Consider the following 17920-nt stretch of genomic DNA (forward strand, 5'->3'; position numbering starts at 1 on the left):
ATGCAATGGTTAGCTGATTACTGGTGGATTATCCTGCTGGTTCTGGTGGGAATGGTCGTCAGCGGCATCAAGGAACTGCGCCGCGTCGACGTGAAAAGCTATCTGGCCAACAAGCCGGAGATACCGCCGCACCGCGACAATAATGCCCAGTGGGATGACGAAGACGACTGGCCGAAAAAGAAATGACACCAGGGCGCTTATCGGCGCCCTGAGTTTTTAGCGAAAGGCGATCAGCTCGCCGCGCTTGCCGGACAATGCCTCGTCCCAGTAGCGCTGCGGCACATAATAATGCAGCCTTTCCAGCGCGGCGTTCATCATGCCCTGGTTGATCGCGTGCCCGACGTTTTCCTCTACGTCCAGCGTGAAATCGGCGCCGCCGGCCCGAAGCGCTTCCGCCGCCGCGTGAGCGTGTTGCACCGCGATCACCGCGTCCTCTGCACCGTGGATCAAATGCACCACGCTGTCGCCGAAAGCCTGCTCAGGCAGCTGGGCGAAACGCCCGCTGAACGCCACCACGCGCCCGGCCAGCCGGGTTTCCGCTTTCAACGCTTCCAGCGCCATAATGGCCCCTTGCGAGAACCCCACCAGCGCCGTGCCGGCATAGCCCACGCCGCTCAGCTGCTGCCAATGGCGCACCACCGCCACAAACTGCGGCATCACGTCTGCAATACGGGCCGCGCGGTTCTCTTCGGTCACGTCCTGCACCGAAAACCACTGGCGCCCGACGCCGTTGCCAAACGCTTCGGGGCCACCGATGCTCACCACCTGCGCCTGAGGAAACTCTTTGGCGAAGTAGCTGCCGATCTCCCCCATCGCCACCGGGTTGTCGCCGACACCGTGAAACAGCAAGATCAGCTGCGCCGCCGGGGTCGCCGGGCTTTGGACAACGAAATGCTCATGTTTCATCGATGACTCCTTAATAGTAACCAAACCTGGTGCGAGGACAGTCGCCGCCGCACCGCTGACAGTGACTATACGCCGTTGAGAAAGCGGGAAAATCGGGTTTTATTGAGCGAGTTGTTCAATTTATTGCAACGACTGCGCCCAGTCGCGCCAGTAGCGGCAGTGCTGCGCATTCAGCTGTTCCAGCGCCTGCGCCGTTTCGTGCCGCCAGTGGCGCAGCAAGGCTTTCTGGCCGCTGACGCCCGCCTGCTCCGCGCAGGCCGCAGGGGATTGCCGCCGCTGCAGATGGCCGCGCAGCGCGGGCAGCGGCAAATTGCTGGCCAACAGCAAACGCTGCAATGCCCCCAGGCTGGCCTCCAGCGGCCGATGGGCGAAAGCGAACCCGGCCAGCTCGCGCCAGTCCTCTTCGCCGAGCGACGTATCGCCGTCGTCGCCCGGGATCGCCAGCGCGAGCTCGATGCGCTGCCGCAACCAGGGCCAGTCGCGCGCCAGATGCTTGTGCGCCGCGTGCCGCAGTGCCTCCCCTTGCTCGCTCAAGGGTAAAATAGCCATCGCGGTATAGCAGCCGCTGCTGGCCTCCGGCTTGCTGCCGATGCGCACCAGCTCGAAACCGCAGGATTGCCAAAAGCGCCACAGCGGCTCGGTATAGCCGAAGCTGACCGACAGGAAATCCAGCCCCTGCGCCTGGCGGCGTTGCCGTTCGATCAGCTGACGCGCGATACCCTGCCGCCGCAGCGCCGGCAGCGTCGCGATGCGGGTAATGCGCCTTGAACGCAGCGTCGGCGCCCACCATTGGCCGCCGTGCGCCGCCAGCGACTGCGCCACCAGGTTGCCGCGCGGCCGACGGCGGCCGGCCCACACATCGTGCGCCAACTCGGCGCTCAAGCCGCCTTCGTCCACCAGCCACACGGCGCCGACCACCTCTGGCCCGGCCTGCGCCAGCCCGTAATGCATGCCGGGCGCATCCATCAGCCTGCGCAAGTCCAGCGGCGAGGTGCGGTAATGCGCGCTGCTCAGCAGGGCGTAGAAACGCGCCAGCCGCTGCGGATCGGCGCACAGCTCACGCTGCTCTGCCTGGCTGTAATCGATCGCCTGGCCATCCGCCGGCCAGGCGGGCAGCTCATTGAACAACAGCGCATTGTCCGTGACCCGTTCCAGCGCATCGCCCTGTGCCCAGCGCATCGGCTGTTGCAGGCTCAACGCCTGATAAGACGGCAGCCCAGCGCAAAACTTCAGCAGAAAACCGCGGCCGGTGCCCTCATACCCCTGCACCGTGGTGGTCAGCAGCACGCGCGGGAAATAACCGATCAGCTGCTGCAACAGCGGCGCGGGGATCGCCGCCGCTTCATCCACCAGCAGCCAGCCCACGGCGCCGACGTCCCCCTCCCGACACTGCGCCAGCAAGGCATCAGGCGCCCAAAACTGCGCGCGCCCCTGCGCCCATTCCCCGGCTACCTCCGTGGCGGCGCGGCTCGGCCCGGTGATCCAACAGGTCAGCGGCGACTGCGCCACCAGCATGCCGGCCAGCGTCGATTTGCCGCGGCCGCGGGCGGCGGTCAGCACCCACACGCCGGATTCGGCCTGCAGCAGCGCCGTCAAGATCGCCTGTTGCTCCCCGGTCGGTCGGCCATCCGGCGGCAGCCAACCCTCACGCGCCGGCAGCGCGGCCAGCGTCAGAGGCTCATCCTGCCGCCAGATCGTCACTTCTCGGTCGTCGGCCAGGTGCTGCTGCAGATGGTGAATGAAATGCGGGGTGGTGATCGGCTGTGGGCAATCGCTCCAGCGCAGGCTGTCGCCGTCCGGCAGCTGAGGCCATTGCCGCCAGGGCGGCGTCAGCAGCAGCAGCCAGCTGCCGGCGCGCAGTGCGCCGCACAGCGCCGCCAATGCCTCCACGTCCAGCGATTGGCCGGCGTCGAACACCGCGTGCAGCCGTTCCTGCCCCAGCAGTTGGCGCACCGCGCCGCTCGCCAACGCCGTCAGGCCGGGCGGCGGGTTTTCCCCCACCCACGGCCAGTCGCCCGGCAGCGTCGCCGCCAGCCGCTGTGCCTGTTCGCGGCACCAGCCGGGTTCACCGCTGAGCACCAGCAGGCGCCGGATGCCCTGCCGTCGCATGAGTTGTTGCGCTGCCTGTAACATAAGGCTGTATCTCAATCCGAAAAAAATGCCGGAGTCAGGCTCCGGCACTTGAGGCGTTAACGGGATGCAAAGGTGTTGCAGGTATTGGGATCGCCGCTGTCGAAGCCCTGCTTAAACCAGGTGTAGCGCTGCTGCGAGGTGCCGTGAGTGAAGCTGTCCGGCACAACGCGACCCTGACTCTGCTGCTGCAACCGATCGTCGCCAATCGCCTGCGCGGCATTCAGCGCCGCCTGCAGATCGCCCTCTTCCAGCATCTGCTGCTTCTCGGCGTATTTGCCCCACACCCCGGCGAAACAGTCCGCCTGCAGCTCCATTTTCACCGACAGACGGTTCACTTCCGCCTGGCTGGCGCCCTGCTGCATCTGGCGCACCTTGGGCTCGATGCCCAACAGGTTCTGCACGTGGTGGCCGACTTCGTGCGCCACCACATAGGCCTGAGCGAAATCACCGCCGGCGCCCAGCTTGGTTTTCATGTCCTGATAGAAAGACAGATCGATATACACCGTTCTGTCACCCGGGCAGTAGAACGGCCCCATTGCCGCCTGACCGGTGCCGCAGCTGGTGCGCGTCACGCCGCGATACATCACCAGCTTCGGCGGTTGGTAGGTTTTGCCCATGCGCTGGAAAATCTCTTTCCAGTTGTCCTCGGTCGAGGCCAGCACCACCGAGGTGAATTTGGCCAGCTCATCATCTTTCGGACTGATGTTGGCGCTCTGTTGTTGCCCCTGCGGCGCAACGTTACCGCCGTTCAATAGCGGCGACAGATCGATGCCGTAATAGCCGGCCACCAGCACCACCACCAGAATGACGATGCCGCCCTTGCCGCGCACCGGCACGCGGAAGCCGCCGCCGCCCAAACCTGAAGATTGCCCGCGACGATCCTCAACATTGTCACTTTCCCGACGCCCTTGCCAACGCATAAATATACTCCAGATATTTCCCCTGCTCGTTGAAGTTGCGCCGCGATGGTAAGCACAAAGGCAGCTTCAAGCCTGAGTGGGATAGGTTTTAGTCATCTCGCATCCATTATTATAAATGGTCTGCCGCAGAGGAAATGTAGAAATTTTCTGGAAAAACGCAGAATAGCGGGACGATCCGGCCGGATCGCCCCGAATGGCGGTGCCGACGCTTAGTCGAGCTTCACGCCGATGCGGCGCGCCACTTCTTCATAGGCTTCGATCAGGCCGCCCAGGCTTTGACGGAAACGGTCTTTGTCCATCTTGTCCAGGGTGTTTTTGTCCCACAGGCGGCTGCCGTCCGGCGAGAACTCATCGCCCAGCACCACTTCGCCGTTGAACAGGCCGAACTCCAGCTTGAAGTCGACCAGGATCAGGCCAGCGTCGTCGAACAGCTGGGTCAACACGTCGTTGGCGCGGTAGCTCAGCTCACGCATGCGCGCCAGATGCGCTTTGCTCACCCAGCCGAAGGTTTCGCAGTAGGATTCGTTGACCATCGGATCGTGCATGGCGTCGTTTTTCAGGAACAGATCGAACAGCGGCGGGTTCAGCACCAGGCCTTCTTCGATGCCCAGACGCTTCACCAGCGAACCGGCGGCGCGGTTGCGGATCACGCATTCCACCGGCACCATGTCCAGCTTTTTCACCAGCACTTCGTTGTCGGACAGCAGACGCTCCATCTGGGTCGGGATGCCGGCTTCTTCCAGTTTGCTCATGATGAAATGGTTGAACTTGTTGTTCACCATGCCTTTGCGATCGAACTGCTCAATGCGCTGACCATCCAGTGCTGACGTATCGTTGCGGAACTCCAACACCAACAGATCGGGATTCTCGGTGGTGTAAACGGTTTTTGCCTTTCCGCGATACAGCTCAGCTAGCTTTTGCATCTTACTTACTCCAGTGATGTATCCCCGATGTCTCCCGAGCGCGGCCCGAAATTAGGGGGTATAGAATTGACCTAATGAATTCTTTGGCGTGCCGGGCACTATTGTGCCAAACCTGCGACGCAAACGATACCGTATAGACAAAACAAAAAGGGGCCGCAGCCCCTTTTCGATTAGTTAACGCTGGTTTTACTGAAGGCAGACTGGAATGCCGCCACCAGTGCGTCGTTTTTCGACTGGGTCAGCGGTTTGCCTTTCGGATCGATGAATTGCAGGCTGGTGCGGTTGTTGAGATCGCCGACCTGCAGCTTGTAATCCCCTTCCGCCAGTTCAGGATCCTTGACGCCCAACGCATCCCAATCGCTGCTGCTCAGGGACTTGTAGGTCACGGCGACGGTGCCCTGCGGACGGCTGCGGTCACCCACTTTCATCCCCAGTTTTTCGAGCGCCGGCGGCAGGCGATCCCACACCACGGTGTACGGGCCGCGCACCACCAGCATCGGCAGGCCGGTGTCATCGGCGCCGCTCTGCACGTCCAGCGCGCCGAAACGGCTGGCGGTCTGGCTGCTCGCCAGGTTGTCCTGCTTGTCCAGGCCTTCGATCAGGGTGTTGATCATCATGCCGTTGTAGCGCTGGATCTCAGACTGATCGGTCACCTGTTCGGTCTTGCCCTGCTGCTGCAGGCCAACGCTTTTCACTACCAGCGCCTGCTGGTAGCCCTGTTGCTGCACGCTGATCTGATAACGGCCTTCGTACTGGTTGTCTTCGTCCAGACGGTTCCACTTCACCCAGTCGGTGGTCAGGGTCTGACCGGCGTCCTGGCGCGAAGCGATCGCGATGTTCTTCGCCTGCAGCAGGCTGACCACGCGCGACCACAGGTTCTGGTTCTGCGGGCTGTTTTCCAGCAGCAGCGTGCCGCTGTCGCCGGCGTATTGCGCGCGAGAACCGCTCAGCAGCGCCAACGGCTGCACCGGCGGACGAATGTCCAACTGCTTGCCGACGTTGCCTTGCAGCGTCGTGGCGGGAACGTCATAGTTGCCGCTCTGCACCGGCAGGATCATGCCGGACGGCGCGTTCAGCGCCTTGAGCGGAGCCGCGTCGAGGTAGGCCTCGTCGCCGCTGACCTGGCGCTTGTAGCGCTGATCGCTGCTGCAGGCCGCCAGCATCATCACCAAAGAGATGCCCACTACTTTTGCTACCGTCGACTTTTGCAATGAATAAGCCATCAAATTTCCCTTAGAGTTACAGCAAACCGACGCTTTTCAGCGCGCGCTCCACCACCGGGCGGGCGGCTTCGCTCAACGGCGTCATCGGCAGACGCAGCGTATCGGTTGCCATCAATCCCAACGCCTTACAGGCCCACTTCACCGGAATTGGGTTTGCTTCTACAAATAGATCCTGATGCAACGGCATCAAGCGCTGATTTAAGCGGCGCGCCTGCGCAAACTTGCCCTGCGCCGCCAGCGCGCAAAGTTCCGCCATCTCGCGCGCGGCCACGTTGGCCGTCACGGAAATCACCCCTTTGCCGCCCAGTTGCATGAAGTCCAGCCCGCTGGCGTCGTCGCCGCTCAGCAAAATGAAGTCTTCATCGTCAACCAGCACTTGGATCTGACTAACGCGACTTAAGTTCCCCGTCGCTTCTTTTACAGCAACAATATTCTTGATTTTCGCCAGCCGAGCGATGGTCGGCGGCAGCATGTCGCAGCCTGTGCGCGAAGGCACGTTATACAGGATCTGCGGCAGCTCGGTGCTCTCGGCGATCGCCTTGAAGTGCTGATACAGCCCTTCCTGCGTCGGCTTATTGTAGTACGGCGTCACCGTCAGGCAGCCCACCACGCCGGTGTTGGCGAAGCGGGTGGTGAGCGCGATGGCTTCGGCGGTGGCGTTGGCGCCGGTGCCGGCGATCACCGGAATGCGGCCGTCGGCCAGCTCCAGCGTCTGCAGCACCACGTCAACGTGCTCGTCATGGGCAAGCGTTGCGGACTCGCCGGTGGTCCCTACGGAAACGATCGCCGCGGTGCCACTGGCTACATGATAATCGATCAATTTTTTCAGGCTCGCGCGATCGACAGCACCTTTGTCGTCCATCGGCGTAACCAGTGCAACAATACTTCCCGTAAACATTGGCCGTCCCCTCCACAAACAAGTCACTCATGGTACTTTTGCTGCCTATCCAAAAGCAAGCGCACAACCGCGTTGTAAGCGCTTGGCAGGCGGTTTTTTTTATGTTTACCATGGTAACCCCATTAAGCACGACAGGAAGCGCTATTTTGCCTCAGTCAGACGAACACTATCTCGTGATTACCGCGCTCGGCGCCGACCGCCCCGGAATCGTCAATACCATCACCCGCCACGTCAGCAGTTGCGGATGCAATATCGAAGATAGCCGTCTGGCCATGCTGGGAGAGGAGTTCACGTTCATCATGCTGCTGTCCGGCAGTTGGAACGCCATCACCCTGATCGAATCCACCCTGCCGCAAAAAGGCGCGGAGCTGGATCTGCTGATCGTGATGAAACGCACAAACTCGCACGAAAGGCCGCCGATGCCGGCCACGGTGTGGGTGCAGGTGGAAGTGAAGGACTCGCCGCACATCATCGAACGCTTTACCGATCTGTTCGACTCCAGCCAGATGAATATCGCCGAACTGGTCTCGCGCACGCAGCCGGCGGACGGCGACCTGCCGCCGCAGCTGTATATCCAAATCACCGCCCACAGCTCCGGCGATCGGGACGCCTCAAATATTGAGCAAGCCTTCCATCGCCTATGTACAGAATTGAACGCGCAAGGCAGTATTAGCGTGGTGAACTATCCACAGCATGACGAGAAAGATGGAGAGTAGTGATGAGCCCATTGAAAGCCGGTGACACAGCGCCGAAATTTAGTTTGCCTGACCAGGACGGTGAGGAAATTAATTTGGCCGACTTCCAGGGACAGCGAGTTTTGGTTTACTTCTATCCGAAGGCGATGACGCCGGGCTGCACCGTGCAAGCCTGCGGCCTGCGGGACAACATGGACGAATTGAAAAAGGCCGGCGTCGAAGTGCTGGGCATCAGCACCGACAAACCGGAAAAACTGTCGCGCTTCGCCGAAAAGGAGCTGCTCAACTTCACGCTGTTGTCTGATGAAGATCATCAAGTGTCGCAACAGTTTGGCGTGTGGGGCGAGAAAACCTTCATGGGCAAGACCTACGACGGTATTCACCGCATCAGTTTCCTGATCGACGCCAAAGGCAAGATTGAAAAAGTGTTTGATGATTTCAAAACCACCAATCACCACGACATCGTTTTGAACTACCTGCAGCAGTAAATCTCACGAAGCGCAGCGGCCTGCTGCGCTTCGTTATTCCCTCTCAGCCGGCCTCGTCTTCCACCTCGACCCGCAGTTCATCCGGCCAGGCGTGAATCACCGCCTTCACCAGCGTCGCCAGCGGAATGGCGAAAAACACCCCCCAAAAGCCCCACATCCCGCCGAACACGATCACAGAAAGGATAATCACCAGCGGATGCAGGTTGACCGCTTCGGAGAACAGGATCGGCACCAGCAGGTTGCCGTCCAGCCCCTGCACCACCAGATAGGCGACGATCAGCGTCCAGAAATCGGCGCCGACGCCCCACTGGAACAGCGCCACCACCACCACCGGTATGGTGACCAGCACCGCGCCGATGTAGGGGATCAGCACCGAGAAGCCCACCAGCACCGCCAGCAGCAGCGAATAGCGCATGTCCAGCACGGCGAACACCAGGTAGGTCGCCACGCCGACAATCACCATCTCCAGCACCTTGCCACGAATGTAGTTGGTGATCTGCTGATTCATCTCGTTCCAGACCTGCCCCGCCAGGCCGCGATTGCGCGGCAGCACGCGGCGCACCGCGTTCAGCAGCTGCTCTTTGTCTTTCAGCAGGAAGAACATCATCATCGGCACCAGGATCAGGTAGATAGCCAACGTCAGCAGGCCGACCAGCGACGCCAGCGAGAATTTCACCACCGACTCGCCCATGCCGGACAGCCGGCTGCGCAGGTTTTCCGCCATCATGTCGATGATGCCGGCATCCACCAGCGCCGGGTAACGCTTCGGCAGCGTCGCGGCGAAGTTATAGAACTGGTTGAGCATGCCCGGCAGATCGCTCATCAGATTGATGCCCTGTTGCCAGGCGGTTGGCGCGACGACGAACACCAGCAGCATGGCGACGCCCGCGAACACCAGCAGCATGATGCTCGCCGCCCAGGTGCGCGAACAGCCGATGCGCTGCAGGCGCGCGGTCGGCCACTCCAGCAGATAGGCCAGCACGATGGCGACCAGCAACGGGGTCAGAATGCCGTGCAGAAAATAGAGAATGAGGAAGCCGGCAACCAGGATCACCAGCAGCGCGATAGCCTGCGGATCGGTGAAGCGGCGGCGGTACCACTGTAATAACATCTCCAGCATCAGAGCGGGCTCCTCGAGGTTTGACGGGCGGGCATGGCGATTCCTGTGATGGGCGTGATTAAAGCATAGATAGAACGGGCGCACGCGAGGTGTGCAAAGCACTCAGAGTACTCAAAGTTCGCCATACATCAACCGCAATTTGGCTGATTTTATCGCGTGGGCAGGCGATCGGCGCAAAAATCCGCAGACGCGGCGACAGGCGCGGTGAGCGGCCCCGAACGGGGCCGCGGAAGATTACAGCGAGGTACCGATAGAAAGGGGCGAACCGACCGCCAATGCGAACAACAGCACACAGCCAATCGCGATCGCCGCCGCCAGATCATTTTTCATTTTCCCATCCCCTGATGCTTAAACTGATTATCGTCACGAACTCTGTCGGTTCTTGCGTTGCGGCCTTTTCTGATGCACGTCATTAAAAACCCCCGCCGCAGCGGGGGAGAAAACGTTCTGGTGCATCAAGTGTTACAAGGAGGTCATGAGGGATTGCTAACCCTAAATGACTATTTCAAGCTAGGATTATTCCCAGAGCATGGCAAGCGATCGCGTCGAGGTTATCCGCACTTTGAGATAAACCTCATAAAAAAATCCCGCACGGCAGCGGGATGAAGGGATGATAACGTCATGAATTTTTTATGCGGACAATGAGGCGGTATTGTCGTCATTTGGCGACAATACCGCGCCGGCACGGCGGTCACAAGGGAAATTTGGCCACGGTGAGGAAATCAGAATTTCGCCACTGCACGCGATCGTGCGCCCGCCAGCATCAACGAAAAAATGAGATTTTCGTCAGACAGCCGCCGGGCAAAAACCGGTAGCATGGCCGATATCATCCCAAACGCCGTAGGGGAAAAAAGATGAACAGCAAACCGTGTGAATTTGATGAAGCCATCTGTCTGGCGATCGGGCGTGGCGTTTGCGAAGTCGTGAAGATAGGGGATGAAATCAGCGTCTTCTCCCTGCTGGAAGCCATCGAGAGCTTCATCGAACGGCAGGCGCTCAGCGAAAGCGAAATCGCGGCGGCGGACGACGCGCTGGATCTGATCAGCGTGCTCACCCATCGGTCATAGTGAAAAACGATCCCCCGGTGACGAAGAAACCGGCGCCCCATCACATGTGGGCCGCCGTCGTTTCTGTATCGCTTAGAAGTCGTAAGTTACCGACGCTTTCAGCGTTCTCGCCTGTCCCTGGAAGACGTAAGTGCCATTGCTTTCTACGCCGGACCAATACTTCTCGTTCGTGACGTTGTCCAACCCCACACGCCATACCAGCGTATTTTGATCCTCATTCAAACGCATGCGATAGCGAAGGCCGAGATCCAGGGTCGTGAAACTATCGAGCTTTTTGGTATTGGCGGAGTCGGCATATTGCGAACCGGTATGCCGCACTTTCGCCGTCGCCGTCAGGCCATCGACCGGCCTGATATCGTATTCCGCCCCCAGCACCGCGTAGAAGTGCGCTACGCCGATAGCGTCTTTGCCATCGTTACGGCCGCCCTGGGTTTTGGTCAGCTCGGGCGAAAGCCAGGTAGCGCTGCCGTTAAGGCGCAGGCCGAAGGCCGGTTCGCCAAATACATTCAACTCCACGCCGCGGTTACGTTGCTCGCCGTTCAACGTGTAGTAGTTGTTGCTGTCGATCATGGTGGCCGGCTTTTTGATTTCAAACAACGCCAACGAACCGCCCACGCGTTCGAAATCAACTTTCACGCCCACTTCATTTTGCTTGGAACGGGCGATACCGGTACTCTGCCCGAAGTTAGCCGCCTCTTTCGGCGCAATGCCGCCAGGCTGCAACGCCTCGGTATGGTTGGCATAAAGCGACACCGTTTCCCACGGCTTGTAGACCAGCCCGAACGTCGGCATCCAGCGGCTTTGCGTATAACGGGAGGCGGTATCCTCCAGGCCGGTGGCGTTGCTGTAATTACGCACCACCACTTTCTGATGGCGCGCCGCCGCCGTTAACAACACCCGGTCGCCGAAAAAGCCCAACGTATCGCTGAACAACCAGCCCTGCGTCCGGTTACGCGCCGTGGTCAGCGGATCGCTGTAGTTGCCGCCGAAATAGGCATTGTCCGGTATTGCGACATCATGGTTATCGTAGATATTGGTCGTCGGATTGTTGGCGGACATGCGCCACGCGGTTTTGTCGCGTTTAATCTGCGCGGAATAGCCGACGTTGACCCGATGCGAAACCGCCCAGGTCGTGAACTTGCCCTCAAGCCCCGCCATGCCGCTGAAAGCGTCGATAATGCGGTTGGTGTCCAGGCGCCCAACCGTGGCGTCGCCGTTGGCGTTGATGAGCTTCGGTGCGCTGTAAACACCGGTTTCATGGCCATGCTGCGCGCCCAAGCCGGCATAGGCCTTCCAGTCGCGGGTTAAATCATATTCCGCTTTCGCCATGCCGAATTCGTTCTCGATATCGCTGTAGCCCCACTGCTGACTGTAATTTTTACGGGTGTCAGGCACCGCGGGTATCACATCGATGCCGCTGATGTTGACCCCCATCGTTCCCCCATGGAAGGTCTTTTTCTGATAACCGAAGTCCAACGATGAACGGAAACGATCGCCGCGATAGTCCAGCCCAACTGATGCCAGCGTCGTGCGCCGCTTATCATCCTCAACCGCCGTTTCACCCTCACGGTGCACCAGGTTGACGCGAGCGCCAAACTGGTTGTCGTCACCAAAACGGCGGCCCAGATCCAGCGTGCCGCCCACCTGAGAATCGGAGGTGTAGTCGAGGCCGATCTGGGTGGTCGGCGTTTCTTCCGCCCGCTTCGGTTCAAGATTGATCATGCCGCCAACGCCGCTGGAAGCCAGGCCGTTCAATAGGGCGTTCGCCCCTTTGAAGATCTCCACCCGCTCCAGCATCTGGGTATCCATCACCTGGCGCGGCACCACGCCCGGCAGCCCGCCCATCGTCATGTCGTCGCCGTCCAGTTGGAAACCGCGAATACGATAGGTTTCGGCGAAGTTACCGTACCCCTGCACCGCCTGTACACCCGCGTCGTTGCTGACCACGTCGGCGATGGTCTTCGCCTGCTGATCCTGTACCAGCTTCGCGGTATAACCTATGACGTTGAACGGAACGTCCATCGCTTTCTGTTCGCCCAACATTCCCAGGCGGCCGCCGTGGGCGACCTGTCCATCCAGGTAGGCGGGCACCAAATCATTGCCGCCGGAGTTGAAATCGCCGTGTTTTTCGGCCCGGACAACCAGGGTGTCCTCCTGGTTTTTCTTGGCGCCGCCGTCTGCGGCCAGCGCCCCCTGGCTCAGCGCGCCAATAGTCAGCGCCAGCAGCGTTTTACGTAAAGGGAAATTCGTTGTACTGGTGTTGTGCATAATTCACTCATGAATGAGGATAAAAGTTAAATGGCCCGTCGCCGGGCCGATGGGGCTTATTTATTCAACGCGATGCGAACCACGCTGTCCGGCCCCTGAGTGGAATGATCTTTGTTAAACGGCTGTTTGACCGTAACGAACAATGTCTGGCCGTCTGCCGACAGCAGCAAGCTGTTTGGATTCGGCGGCAGCGGCCAGCGCTGTTTCACCGCATAGGTCGTCGCATCCAGGCTCAGCACATTGCCGGATTCACGCTGCGAGATGTAAATTTCGTTGCGCCGTGGATTGAAAACGACAGCCAAAGAGTCGCCCACATCAAGCCGCTTCAATAACTTCCCGGTGTGAATATCCAAGACCAGCGTGGTCTTCGCCTTGGAGTTGTCGGTGACGAACAAACGACCGGTAGCCTCGTCCTCCGCCATATTGAGCAGCAGTGCGGGTTGGTCTCCCAACGGTTTCCAGCGTTTTTCGATGCGGTTGGAACGCGGGTTGATCACCAGGATCTCGCCGCTGCCATTGGCGGCATACACGCGTTGGGTCTGTTCGGAGTAATGCAGGCCGGTCATCCATTTGCCGGTATTTTTAATGCGCGTTTTCAGCTTGAGCGATTCAGCGTCAACCACCCAAATTTGCGCCGGGTCGGCCACCGCCCCCACATACAGCGTGTTGTCGTGAGCCAGAATTTGGCGCGCACCATACGGCAACCCTTTCTCATTGCGCTCGCTGAACAGCAAACGCCCTTTCACCTTACCGTCGGCGGCGCCGATTGCGCTGATGCCGCCGTCCAGCGAATTGCTGACATAAAGGGTTTTCCCATCCGCAGCGGCCTGCATGGCGAAATTTTTCAGGTCGGTATGCGTCGTGCCAAGGGTTTTCAGGGTCTTGGCGTCCAGCTTATAGACCACGCCGCCCTGCACATCTTTAAAACTTTCGGCGCTGGCGACGTACAGCGCATCTCCCCCTGGCGTCAGCGCCATTTCATACAAGCCATAAGCCAGTTGGCGTTTGACGACGCTGTCGGATTGCGCCACTTGCGCGAGAGGTTGCACAGCAGGAGAAGAGGAATTGGTTTGGTGCGGCGCACAGCCGCTTAGCGCCATACCCGTCAGCAGGGCGAGCACAGAGATTTTCATTTTCATCGGGGAAATCCTTGACCATTCAAAACGGTGTTTACGGCGGGCTCTGCAGTTTAGTTTTGAGCTTTCTCATCACGAGAAATGAGCGCCACCGCGCGTCTCAGTGTTTCCCTGTGAATCAACCATCACGCTAATGCAGGCTAATAACTCCTTCGTGCGCCCGCGAACAACAAAGAGAATGAGAAACATACTCATTATTATTTACGCAATCAAGCGTAATTATTTTCCTTCCTTCTCTAAAAGTCATGGCGACATCTCGTATTATCAAAACCAATCCGCCAGCTATCGATCCCGGTGCCGTGCATGGTTATCTCGCCTTACACCGTCGATAAACGGCCTCACCCTGCGTACAGGCACTTAACAACGAACGAACAGACAACAGGAGAAGCCCCCTCATGACAACCCCTGCCCCACGGGAGTGGCAGCGTGCGGACTATCTCGTCAGCACCGATCCCGCTCTGCTGGATCTCGATGCCATCCATGCATTTCTGACCCGTTCGTCATGGGCGGAAGGCATTGATAAAGAGACCGTCCGCCAGTCCCTCGCCCACAGCCTGTGCTTCGGTTTGTATCACGGCGCCAGGCAGATCGGTTTCGCCCGGCTGGTTACCGATTACGCCACTTTCGGCTATCTGTGCGACGTGTACGTGCTGGAAACGTACCAAAAAAGCGGGCTGGGTCTGTGGCTGGCGGAATGCTGCCAGGCCCATCCGCTGATGGCGACGCTGCGGCGAGTCATGCTGGTCACCAGCACCGCCCCCTGGCTCTATGAAAAAGTGGGCTATAGCGCCATCAACCGCCCCGACTTTGTCTGGCAGATCGCCCGGCCGGACATCTATCGGCGGTAATGCTATTTCAGCGCCTGTTCGGCCAGCAGCCCGAGGGCGATGACGATCATCGCCGCGCCGGAGATGCGCCCCACCACCTTCGCAGCCTGTGGGCGCGTGCGCAGTACCGACTGCGATCCGAATCCCACCAGCAGATACACCAGGCCGCAGCTGATCAAATGCACGACGCCCAACGCCAGCATCTGCATCGGCACCGACCATTCGGCCCGGGCGTCGGTAAACTGCGGCAGCAGCGCCAAAAACAGCAGAAACACCTTGGGGTTCAGGCCGCTGACGCACACGCCCTTGCCGGCCCAGCGCAGCCAGGAGTCGGAACGCTGATCTTCACCGGCGCCGGGCACCGGCGGGTGCAGCAGCATGTTGCAACCGATCCACAAGAGGTAAGCCGCTCCCAGCAAGGTAAGCGCCGTCAGCGCCAGCGGGTTGCCGATCAGCAGCGCGCCGACGCCCGCCACCACGCTCGCAATCATCAACAAATGGCCAAACAGCAAACCGGCGACGGCGGGCACCACCACCCGGCCGCGAATGCCCGCCGAGATCACATAGGCCCAATCCATACCCGGCGTGATCACCAATAAAATCGATACCGCCCAAAAAGCGGCGAACAGAGCGAGCGTCATACCGCCGCCCTCTCAAACGCGCTGCGCCACACCGAACAGAGAACCATTGCGCTTTCCTCGTGGAAGAAGAACGGCCCCGCCTGCCGCGGCGGCCGTCAAAATCGTTCAACAGATGGCAAGAATATCCTCAAGGGATTAAAATGTGCTTTCAATTACTTGCCTGAAATCGGCATAAGCGGGGAAATTCTTCTAAATGGATAAGATTGATCGCAAGATTCTTGCTGAACTGCAGGCTGACGGCCGTTTGTCGGTGACCGAGCTGGCCGAGCGGATCGGGTTGAGCGTATCCCCCTGCCACCGCCGGGTGCGGGCGTTAGAGGAATCCGGGGTGATCAGAGGTTACCGCGCCCAGCTCGATCCCGGCAGCCTGGGCTATAACTTTTCCGCCCTGGTGTTCGTCACCATGCGCGAAGGCGATCGCCGCGCCGTTGAAACCTTCGAAAACGCCATGATGGACATTCCGCAGGTGGTGCAGGCGCAGCGGCTGTTCGGCGATCCGGACTATCTGCTGCACGTGATCGCCCGCGATCTGCCCGCCTTTCAACAGCTTTACGACGAGAAACTCTCCGCTCTGCCGGGCGTGCAGCGCCTGAGCTCCACCCTGGTGATGAAAACCGTAGTGCCGGAGCGTTCATTCCTGCCGCTGGGAAAATGACGACGGGAGCGTTGCCGCTCCCGTTTTGACTTCTTTAAGGCACAATCACGAAATCCGGATTGGCTACGGCGAACAGCGCCTCGCGATCCGCCGCCGGTGGATAAATCCACTGCGTATTGATCTCCTGCTTAATCTTTTTGCCTTCCTGACGGGTAAAACGCACCTGGCGATCCCAGCCTTCGGTATACAGCGCGCCCCAAGGCCCCAGATCCAGACAGGTCACATACTTCGGCTGGCTGTACGGGTGCGTCGGCAATCCCGCCAGCTCCGCCGCCGCATTGTGGCCGGCCACGCGGCCAAGACTCATCGCATGCTGGCAGGTCATCAGGTTGTGGTTGCCGAGATCGTCGGTCGCCGCCTTCACCGTATCCCCGGTCACGAAAATGCCCGCCGCCGCCGGCGCGCGCAGGAAGGCATCGCCGATCACCCGGCCGTTGCCGTCGCGCTCGCCGGGGATCTGCTCGGTCAGCGGATGCGCCCGCACGCCCGCCGCCAGGATCACCGTGTTGGCGGCGATGCGCTCACCGTTCGACAGCATCACCCCCTCGGCGTCGATGGCCGAGACGCGCAGGCCGGCCCGCGCCTCCACGCCGCACTCCGCCAGCGCCTGGCGTATCACCGCCCCCGGCTCCGCCCCCATCCCGGCGCCCACTTCCGGCGCGCTATCGACGATCACCACGCGCACGTTCTCGTCTTTGCCCAGCACATCCCGCAGCCGCTGCGGCATCTCCGCCGCGCTCTCCAGCCCGGTCAGCCCCGCACCCACCACCACGGCGGTGTTGCGCGCCGGCGTCGAGGGTTTGGCCGCCAGCGCTTTGATATGGGCATCCAAACGCTGCGCGCTTTCCAGCGTATCGACGTTGAAACCGTATTCGGCAAAGCCCGGCACCGCAGGCACGGAGAGCCGACTGCCGGTGGCCCACACCAGGCGGTCGTAGACCAGCTCAAGGGATCCCCCCGTCGCCTGCGCCACCGTGAGCGTTTTGGCGGCGGCGTCGATGCGTTCTACCGTCCCGGCCAGGTGGCGCACGCCGACGGCGGCGAGCTGCGCGGAAATGTCCGGGTTCATGTTTTCCAGCACCGCTTCATACAGGCGCGGCCGGATGGTGACCGTGGGCGTCGGCGAGACCATGAGCACCTCGATATCGTCATGCTTACCGGCGATGTTAATGGCGCGCATGGCGGACACGGCGGCCCAAAAACCGGCAAAACCGGAACCGGCAATCACTATTTTCTGCGTCATGGGATGACTCCTTCATACAGGGTTAACCGGGCGATAAGGCTGCCCGCAAGTTTTCGGATGAACGATGCCGTTCCGCTCCCGTAACAGGGTGCAGAAGGCCCGCCCGCCCCTTCCGAAGAGGCGGGAAAAGTGTGTTTCGCTTTAAGGAAAGGCGGTGGTTAGGTCTTGGCGCGCGCCGTTTTTCCGCTGCGCGCGGTGCGTTCCGTCATGCGCTCGTCGAGCCAGAGGTTGACCTCACCGAAGAAGCCCTGCGGCGCCTTGCGGCCAAAGCGGGCCGCGACGGCGCCGAGGGTCTGCGCCGCCAGCGCGTCGCGCATCGCCTTCTCCGCCTGCAGCATCACCGCGTGGATGGCACATTTGCCGGAAACCGCCCAATCCGGCGGGGAATCGTCGAACACCGCACAGCGCCCGCGCACCTCCTGGCAATCGAACAGCGGCTTGTGCCCTTCAATGGCGTCGATGATCTCCAGGAAGCTGATCTCGTCCGCCGGGCGCGCCAGACGATAACCGCCGCGCACCCCTTCACTGGCGGCGACGATCCCTGCCTTTTCCAGCTTGGGGAAAATCTTGGCCAGAAAGCTGGGGGAGATGCCTTGCAGCTCGGCGAGTTCGCGGCTGCTGAGCGCGCGCTGGTTATCGCCGACCAGCCACAGCAGGCAGTGGATGCCATATTCAACGCTGGTTGTGATGTACGCCATGTGTCCGTTTTCGACCGTCAATGAATCTTCAATAACGCAGACTATATGAGTCTGCGTTTCTCTTGTCAATAAAACACGG

At 60.4% G+C, this 17920-nt stretch carries 18 protein-coding genes; 6 read left to right on the plus strand and 12 right to left on the minus strand.

Annotated elements, in window-relative coordinates:
* A complete protein-coding gene (locus SSARUM_RS17400; RefSeq protein ID WP_004941720.1) occupies positions 1 to 186 on the plus strand; it encodes a YpfN family protein in 186 nt (61 codons plus the stop codon).
* Between the two features lie 30 nt (positions 187 to 216).
* Here SSARUM_RS17400 and ypfH read toward each other — a convergent pair whose 3' ends face one another.
* The 6 genes from ypfH to dapA form a co-directional block, all read right to left on the minus strand.
* Positions 217 to 906 carry an esterase gene (gene ypfH, locus SSARUM_RS17405; RefSeq protein ID WP_060419966.1) on the minus strand — a complete coding sequence of 230 codons (690 nt, stop codon included), beginning with the start codon at positions 904 to 906 and terminating at the stop codon, positions 217 to 219.
* 120 nt (positions 907 to 1026) lie between these two features.
* The gene (locus SSARUM_RS17410) at positions 1027 to 3015 is read right to left on the minus strand and encodes a tRNA(Met) cytidine acetyltransferase TmcA (RefSeq protein ID WP_269473529.1); all 1989 of its coding nucleotides are present in this window, start codon (positions 3013 to 3015) and stop codon (positions 1027 to 1029) included.
* 80 nt (positions 3016 to 3095) lie between these two features.
* Positions 3096 to 3959, minus strand: a complete 864-nt coding sequence (gene ypfJ, locus SSARUM_RS17415; protein WP_033635497.1) for a KPN_02809 family neutral zinc metallopeptidase — start codon at positions 3957 to 3959, stop codon at positions 3096 to 3098.
* A 209-nt stretch (positions 3960 to 4168) separates the two neighbouring features.
* Positions 4169 to 4882: a phosphoribosylaminoimidazolesuccinocarboxamide synthase gene (gene purC, locus SSARUM_RS17420; protein ID WP_033635498.1), complete on the minus strand. Its 714-nt coding sequence runs from the start codon at positions 4880 to 4882 to the stop codon at positions 4169 to 4171.
* Positions 4883 to 5052: 170 nt separating this feature from the next.
* The gene (gene bamC / locus SSARUM_RS17425) at positions 5053 to 6105 is read right to left on the minus strand and encodes an outer membrane protein assembly factor BamC (RefSeq protein WP_033648812.1); all 1053 of its coding nucleotides are present in this window, start codon (positions 6103 to 6105) and stop codon (positions 5053 to 5055) included.
* A gap of 16 nt (positions 6106 to 6121) precedes the next feature.
* Entirely contained in the window at positions 6122 to 7003 is an 882-nt protein-coding gene (gene dapA / locus SSARUM_RS17430) for a 4-hydroxy-tetrahydrodipicolinate synthase (protein WP_033635499.1), read from the minus strand.
* 110 nt (positions 7004 to 7113) lie between these two features.
* On the opposite strand from dapA, the gene SSARUM_RS17435 reads away from it, so the two are divergent.
* A complete protein-coding gene (locus SSARUM_RS17435; protein WP_369783268.1) occupies positions 7114 to 7719 on the plus strand; it encodes a glycine cleavage system transcriptional repressor in 606 nt (201 codons plus the stop codon).
* Between the two features lie 2 nt (positions 7720 to 7721).
* Positions 7722 to 8186, plus strand: a complete 465-nt coding sequence (gene bcp / locus SSARUM_RS17440) for a thioredoxin-dependent thiol peroxidase (RefSeq protein WP_033635500.1) — start codon at positions 7722 to 7724, stop codon at positions 8184 to 8186.
* 43 nt (positions 8187 to 8229) lie between these two features.
* Here bcp and SSARUM_RS17445 read toward each other — a convergent pair whose 3' ends face one another.
* A complete protein-coding gene (locus SSARUM_RS17445; RefSeq protein ID WP_033635501.1) occupies positions 8230 to 9306 on the minus strand; it encodes an AI-2E family transporter in 1077 nt (358 codons plus the stop codon).
* Positions 9307 to 10160: 854 nt separating this feature from the next.
* Here SSARUM_RS17445 and SSARUM_RS17450 point away from each other — a divergent pair.
* Positions 10161 to 10373, plus strand: coding sequence for a hypothetical protein (locus SSARUM_RS17450; protein WP_033648813.1), 213 nt, complete (start codon positions 10161 to 10163; stop codon positions 10371 to 10373).
* Between the two features lie 72 nt (positions 10374 to 10445).
* On the opposite strand, the gene SSARUM_RS17455 is transcribed toward SSARUM_RS17450, so the two are convergent.
* Together SSARUM_RS17455 and SSARUM_RS17460 are read right to left on the minus strand one after the other, a co-directional pair.
* A complete protein-coding gene (locus SSARUM_RS17455; protein ID WP_033654586.1) occupies positions 10446 to 12641 on the minus strand; it encodes a TonB-dependent receptor in 2196 nt (731 codons plus the stop codon).
* A 56-nt stretch (positions 12642 to 12697) separates the two neighbouring features.
* Positions 12698 to 13780, minus strand: coding sequence for a YncE family protein (locus SSARUM_RS17460; RefSeq protein WP_033648815.1), 1083 nt, complete (start codon positions 13778 to 13780; stop codon positions 12698 to 12700).
* A 392-nt stretch (positions 13781 to 14172) separates the two neighbouring features.
* On the opposite strand from SSARUM_RS17460, the gene SSARUM_RS17465 reads away from it, so the two are divergent.
* The gene (locus tag SSARUM_RS17465) at positions 14173 to 14625 is read left to right on the plus strand and encodes a GNAT family N-acetyltransferase (protein ID WP_033635504.1); all 453 of its coding nucleotides are present in this window, start codon (positions 14173 to 14175) and stop codon (positions 14623 to 14625) included.
* 2 nt (positions 14626 to 14627) lie between these two features.
* Here SSARUM_RS17465 and SSARUM_RS17470 read toward each other — a convergent pair whose 3' ends face one another.
* Positions 14628 to 15245 carry a LysE family translocator gene (locus SSARUM_RS17470; RefSeq protein ID WP_039568418.1) on the minus strand — a complete coding sequence of 206 codons (618 nt, stop codon included), beginning with the start codon at positions 15243 to 15245 and terminating at the stop codon, positions 14628 to 14630.
* Positions 15246 to 15438: 193 nt separating this feature from the next.
* Between SSARUM_RS17470 and SSARUM_RS17475 the strand changes: the two genes are divergently transcribed.
* On the plus strand, positions 15439 to 15900 hold the full coding sequence (locus SSARUM_RS17475) for an Lrp/AsnC family transcriptional regulator (protein WP_033635506.1): 462 nt from the start codon (positions 15439 to 15441) through the stop codon (positions 15898 to 15900).
* Between the two features lie 34 nt (positions 15901 to 15934).
* Here SSARUM_RS17475 and SSARUM_RS17480 read toward each other — a convergent pair whose 3' ends face one another.
* Both SSARUM_RS17480 and SSARUM_RS17485 read right to left on the minus strand, forming a co-directional pair.
* Complete coding sequence (locus SSARUM_RS17480) at positions 15935 to 17143, minus strand: NAD(P)/FAD-dependent oxidoreductase (RefSeq protein ID WP_060419977.1); 1209 nt, start codon at positions 17141 to 17143, stop codon at positions 15935 to 15937.
* A gap of 158 nt (positions 17144 to 17301) precedes the next feature.
* The gene (locus tag SSARUM_RS17485) at positions 17302 to 17841 is read right to left on the minus strand and encodes an RrF2 family transcriptional regulator (protein WP_004941666.1); all 540 of its coding nucleotides are present in this window, start codon (positions 17839 to 17841) and stop codon (positions 17302 to 17304) included.
* Positions 17842 to 17920 lie beyond the last annotated feature (79 nt).

This window comes from Serratia sarumanii (assembly GCF_029962605.1).
GTDB classification, from domain to species: domain Bacteria; phylum Pseudomonadota; class Gammaproteobacteria; order Enterobacterales; family Enterobacteriaceae; genus Serratia; species Serratia sarumanii.

Coding starts and splice junctions, on each gene's coding strand:
- SSARUM_RS17400 (WP_004941720.1), top strand. CDS start 1: ATGCAATGGTTAGCTGATTACTGGTGGATTATCCTGCTGGTTCTGGTG.
- ypfH (WP_060419966.1), bottom strand. CDS start 906: ATGAAACATGAGCATTTCGTTGTCCAAAGCCCGGCGACCCCGGCGGCG.
- SSARUM_RS17410 (WP_269473529.1), bottom strand. CDS start 3,015: ATGCGACGGCAGGGCATCCGGCGCCTGCTGGTGCTCAGCGGTGAACCC.
- ypfJ (WP_033635497.1), bottom strand. CDS start 3,959: ATGCGTTGGCAAGGGCGTCGGGAAAGTGACAATGTTGAGGATCGTCGC.
- purC (WP_033635498.1), bottom strand. CDS start 4,882: ATGCAAAAGCTAGCTGAGCTGTATCGCGGAAAGGCAAAAACCGTTTAC.
- bamC (WP_033648812.1), bottom strand. CDS start 6,105: ATGGCTTATTCATTGCAAAAGTCGACGGTAGCAAAAGTAGTGGGCATC.
- dapA (WP_033635499.1), bottom strand. CDS start 7,003: ATGTTTACGGGAAGTATTGTTGCACTGGTTACGCCGATGGACGACAAA.
- SSARUM_RS17435 (WP_369783268.1), top strand. CDS start 7,114: ATGGTAACCCCATTAAGCACGACAGGAAGCGCTATTTTGCCTCAGTCA.
- bcp (WP_033635500.1), top strand. CDS start 7,722: ATGAGCCCATTGAAAGCCGGTGACACAGCGCCGAAATTTAGTTTGCCT.
- SSARUM_RS17445 (WP_033635501.1), bottom strand. CDS start 9,306: ATGCTGGAGATGTTATTACAGTGGTACCGCCGCCGCTTCACCGATCCG.
- SSARUM_RS17450 (WP_033648813.1), top strand. CDS start 10,161: ATGAACAGCAAACCGTGTGAATTTGATGAAGCCATCTGTCTGGCGATC.
- SSARUM_RS17455 (WP_033654586.1), bottom strand. CDS start 12,641: ATGCACAACACCAGTACAACGAATTTCCCTTTACGTAAAACGCTGCTG.
- SSARUM_RS17460 (WP_033648815.1), bottom strand. CDS start 13,780: ATGAAAATGAAAATCTCTGTGCTCGCCCTGCTGACGGGTATGGCGCTA.
- SSARUM_RS17465 (WP_033635504.1), top strand. CDS start 14,173: ATGACAACCCCTGCCCCACGGGAGTGGCAGCGTGCGGACTATCTCGTC.
- SSARUM_RS17470 (WP_039568418.1), bottom strand. CDS start 15,245: ATGACGCTCGCTCTGTTCGCCGCTTTTTGGGCGGTATCGATTTTATTG.
- SSARUM_RS17475 (WP_033635506.1), top strand. CDS start 15,439: ATGGATAAGATTGATCGCAAGATTCTTGCTGAACTGCAGGCTGACGGC.
- SSARUM_RS17480 (WP_060419977.1), bottom strand. CDS start 17,143: ATGACGCAGAAAATAGTGATTGCCGGTTCCGGTTTTGCCGGTTTTTGG.
- SSARUM_RS17485 (WP_004941666.1), bottom strand. CDS start 17,841: ATGGCGTACATCACAACCAGCGTTGAATATGGCATCCACTGCCTGCTG.